The organism is Sphingomonas sp. (assembly GCF_035317925.1).
Classification (GTDB): domain Bacteria; phylum Pseudomonadota; class Alphaproteobacteria; order Sphingomonadales; family Sphingomonadaceae; genus Sphingomonas_I.
Window position 1 is genome coordinate 1 of sequence record NZ_DATHFV010000131.1, and the last position, 3,664, is coordinate 3,664.

The 3,664-nt window shown below is 65.8% G+C and carries 3 protein-coding genes; all 3 read left to right on the forward strand.

All coding sequences use genetic code 11. The features are described 5' to 3' along the window. Positions 1-188 precede the first annotated feature (188 nt). Positions 189-1,241, forward strand: a complete 1,053-nt coding sequence (rhaT, locus tag VK533_RS09740; RefSeq protein ID WP_324376887.1) for an L-rhamnose/proton symporter RhaT — start codon at positions 189-191, stop codon at positions 1,239-1,241. Next, positions 1,238-2,833 (forward strand): glycoside hydrolase 43 family protein, encoded by a 1,596-nt coding sequence (locus VK533_RS09745; RefSeq protein WP_414712296.1) that lies wholly within the window; start codon positions 1,238-1,240, stop codon positions 2,831-2,833. Before rhaT ends, VK533_RS09745 begins: the two co-directional genes overlap by 4 nt. Positions 2,834-2,935: 102 nt before the next feature. Continuing rightward, a partial coding sequence (locus tag VK533_RS09750; RefSeq protein ID WP_324376890.1) for a glycoside hydrolase family 28 protein occupies positions 2,936-3,664 on the forward strand: 729 nt, incomplete at its 3' end.

Sequence of the window (3,664 nt, forward strand, 5' to 3'; positions counted from 1 at the left end):
TTTCGGGACCGCGCGCGCGATGGCGGCAAGCGACTTCCCGACCGACCGGCTGTTCGCGCCATTCGACGTGGTGCTCGAAACCACGGCCGAAGCGATCGCCGACCTGAACGACGCGGAGAAGCGCGCTGTGTGGGGCGGCAACGCCAACCGCATATACCGGCTCGGCCTGACCCTGTGAGGAGAACGACATGAACCCGTTGCTCGGTGTCTTCTTCCACTGGCTGGGCGGACTGTCGTCGGCCAGCTTCTACGTCCCCTATCGCGGGGTGAAACGCTGGTCGTGGGAGATTTACTGGCTGACGGGCGGGATCTTTTCCTGGCTGCTGGCACCGTGGTTCTTCGCCGCGATCCAGACGCACGATCTGACCGGCGTACTCGCGCAGGCACCGCAAGCGACGATCGTATGGCCGATCTTCTTCGGGGTGCTGTGGGGCTTCGGCGGGCTGACCTATGGCCTCACCATGCGCTATCTCGGCCTGTCACTGGGCATGGCGGTGGTGCTGGGGCTATGCACCGTATTCGGGACGCTGATTCCGCCGATCTTCCAGGGCGATTTCGCGGCCAAATTGCTCGACACGCCGAGCGGCAACATCATCCTCGTCGGCCTGTGCGTGACGATGGCCGGAATCGTCGTCGTGGCGCTCGCGGGCGCCAAGAAGGATGCCGCGCTGAGCGAGGCGCAGAAGGCCGAGGCGGTCGCCGAATTCGACTTCCGCAAGGGCATCGCGGTCGCGGTGTTTTCGGGCGTGATGTCGTCCTGCTTCGCGTTCGGTCTGGCGGCGGGCGAGCCGATCAAGGCAATTTCGGCGGCGGCGGGCACGGGCCCCTTGTGGACCGGGCTACCGATCCTGTGCCTCGTCATGTTCGGCGGACTGCTGACCAACGCGATCTGGTGCTTCTACCTGATCGCGAAGAACAAGAGCGGCGGCCAATGGGTGGGCGGCGGAAGCGCGGCGGGTGCGCCCTTGCTCGTCAATTTCCTGCTGTGCGCGCTGGGCGGGACGCTCTGGTATTTCCAGTTCTTCTTCTACACGATGGGCGAGAGCCAGATGGGGCGGTTCGGCTTCTCGTCGTGGACGCTGCACATGGCCTCGATCATCATCTTCGGCACGCTCTGGGGCTTCGCCTTCCGCGAGTGGAAGGATGCCGCGCCGCGGGTAAAATACATGGTGTGGGCGGGCGTCGGCCTGCTCGTCTTCGCGACGATCATCATCGGTTACGGCAACAGCCTCGCGGTATGAGCCTTGCCCTCGCCTTCGCCCTGAGCGCGGCGGCGCCCGCGACCTACCGCAACCCGGTGTTGTTCGCGGACTATTCGGACCCCGACATGATCCGGGTCGGGCGGGATTATTACCTCGCTGCGTCGAGCTTCCATTTCTCGCCGGGCCTGCCGATCCTGCATTCGCGCGATCTGGTCCATTGGTCGATCATCGGCCAGGTCCTGCCGCGCCTTCCGTTCGCGCCCGAATATGATCTGCCGGGCCCGTTCGCGCTGACCGATGCGACGTCGAAGCCGACCACCGGCACGCGCTATGCGGGCGGGGTGTGGGCGCCGGCGCTGCGGTTCCACAAGGGGCTGTTCTACGCTTACTGGCCGACCCCCGACGAAGGCATCTTCATGGCGACCGCGCGCAATCCGGCGGGGCCGTGGAGCAAGCCGGTCACCCTGATCGCCGGGCCGGGTTACGAGGACCCCTGCCCCTTCTGGGACGATGACGGCAAGGCCTGGCTGATCCACGGCATGAAGGGTGCGGGACCGCTGATCCTGCACCGGATGAGCACGGACGGGACCAGGGTGCTGGACGATGGCGTGGTGGTGGCGAAGGATCCCGTTCGCCTGCCGGTGCTGGAGGGCCCCAAGCTCTACAAGCGCAACGGCTTTTACTACATCTTCGCGCCGATCGGCGGGGTCGGCAAAGGCGCGCAAGCGGTCGGCCGGGCGCGGGCGATCACCGGACCCTACGAATGGCGCGACGTGCTGCAACAGGGCACGACCGCGATCGAGGGGCCGCATCAGGGCGGCTATGTCGAGACGCCCGACGGCAAGGGCTGGTTCGTCCATTTCAACTCGACCGGCGCGTTCGGGCGGATCGACTATCTCGAGCCGGTGCGCTGGGTCGACGACTGGCCGATCATGGGCGACGAAGTGCCCGATGCGGGCTGGGGCCAGCCGGTGTCGACGCACATTATGCCCGCCCCGCCGACGCGCGAGCGGCTGCAGGATTCGGACGAATTCGCCTCGCCCAAGCTCGGCCTGCAATGGTCGTGGAATCATAATCCGGACAATCGGAATTGGAGCCTGACCGAGCGGCCCGGCTTCCTGCGGCTGCGCGCGGGCAAAGCGGAACATCTGGTCACGGCGCGCAATACGCTCACCCAGATTTTGCAGGGGCCGGCGAGCATTATCACGGTGCGGATCGACGTGTCGCACATGGCCGACGGAGAACGTGCGGGGCTGACCTTGTTCGGGGTGAAACCGAGCTGGATCGGCGTAGTGCGTGAGAACGGGGCGACGCGGGTCACGCTCTCGGCCGAGGGCAATGAGAAGCCGGGCGCGAGCGTGCCGGGGGGCGTGATCGACCTGCGCGCCTCGGTCGGCGCCGATCAGAAGGCGAGCTATGCCTACAGCTTGGACGGCGGGCGTGATTTCCTGCCGCTCGGCGGTCCAGTCGCGCTGTCGCCTTTCTCCTGGTGGAAGGGATCGCGGCCGGCCTTGTTCACCTACAATGTCCGCGACAAAGCGGGCTGGATCGATGTCGATTGGGTCCACGTCGAGACCGCAAATCCTAACCTCCCCTCCCGCTTGCGGGAGGCGTCGGGGGAGGGATCTTAATCTCGATGGCGCTGGCCGCTCAGAAGCTGGACTCCCCTCTCCTAACCCCTCCCGCAAGCGGGAGGGGAATTCTCGCCTCGCCTGTCCTGAAAGGCTCGCCTGATGCTTGACCGCCGCCAACTCATTTTCGCGGGCGCCAGCGGCCTGCTCGCCGCGCCGCTTTTCGCGGCCGATGTACCCGACGAAAGCTGGGTCAATGTCCGCCGTTTCGGGGCGAAGGGCGACGGCACAACGATCGACACGCCCGCGATCAACAAGGCGATTGACTATGCGGCGGCGCGCGGCGGCGGGACGGTGTATTTTCCGCCCGGCACCTATGCCTGCTACACGATCCGCCTGAAGAGCCGGATCGGGCTGCATCTCGATCATGGCGCGATCATCCTTGCCGCGCAGGCGCCGCAGGATGGGGTCGGCGGCTATGACGTCGCCGAGCCGCAGGATCCGGCATTCGAGGCGTATCAGGATTATGGCCACAACCATTGGCGCAACAGCCTGATCTGGGGCGAAGGGCTGGCCGATATCGCGGTGACGGGATCGGGGCTGATCTGGGGCAAGGGGCTGGGCCGCGGGTCCGACGGTTATATGAAGGACGCCAACGGCCCCGGCACCGCCAACAAGGCGATCGCGCTCAAGAATTGCCACAACGTGTTGCTGCGCGACTTCCGGATCTTGCAGGGCGGCTGGTTCGGGCTGCTGCTGACCGGCGTCGACAATCTGACGATCGACAATCTGCTGATCGACACCAATCGCGACGGGATGGATATCGACTGCTGCCGCAACGTCCGCGTCAGTAACTGCACGGTCAATTCGCCCTATGACGACGGCATCTGC